We start from the raw sequence: 676 nt of genomic DNA, 5'->3' as shown, positions 1-676 counted from the left end.
GAATTGCTTACCGTCGACGCCCGCATCGGTGACGCCCAGCGAAACTTCACCCGCGTCTTTGAATACATCATCACCTTGAGCCGGCAGCGAATAGTCGACTTCGGTTTTGCCAGCCTGGATAACGACCTGCTGGTTATTGCTCAGCGTGACGGTGACATCGTGATCGAGTTTTTCGCTGATCCGGATGGTGAAGGTTGGCTGCTGATCTTCAGTCACGTCGCCTTTGCTGACGATAGTAACTTCGAACTTGTCGCCCTCATTGCCAGTGCCAGGAGTGCCCGAACCTGGTTCGTCGGTGATCTTGGTCGAAACGGATTGGTCGTCGAGGGTGAGTTTCTCGAACTTGTCGCCGCCTTCTACCGACTCAAGCTTGTTGGTAATGGTTGGCTGGCCGCCGGTGAACACATCATCTGGTGCTTTGACGGTAACGGAGCCGCTGGCGCTGCCAGCCGGAATAGTGACTTCGGTGCCATCGGTCAGCTTGAACACCAGGCCACCGTGACCAGTGACTGGCAATTTCTGGCCGTTGCTCAACGTGACGGTGTAGGTGATCTCGCCGCCTTCCGCGACAGTGGATTTATCCACAGACAACGTGGCGGTTACTTCGCTGACGGTGTCGGTGATATTGACGACCGCCTTGCCGCCCAGCTGCAGATTTTCGAACTGCTTGCCCTGG

Annotated in this window: 1 protein-coding gene; it reads right to left on the bottom strand. The window is 56.4% G+C overall.

Going from position 1 to position 676, the window contains the following annotated elements:
- Positions 1 to 676, bottom strand: a 676-nt coding sequence (locus tag ACNFG0_RS22830) for an immunoglobulin-like domain-containing protein (RefSeq protein WP_416766526.1), incomplete at both ends; no start/stop codon positions are given.

Source organism: Pseudomonas sp. NY15372, assembly GCF_048068215.1.
Taxonomy (GTDB): domain Bacteria; phylum Pseudomonadota; class Gammaproteobacteria; order Pseudomonadales; family Pseudomonadaceae; genus Aquipseudomonas; species Aquipseudomonas guariconensis_A.
This window is presented reverse-complemented; position numbering and strand designations above follow the sequence as displayed.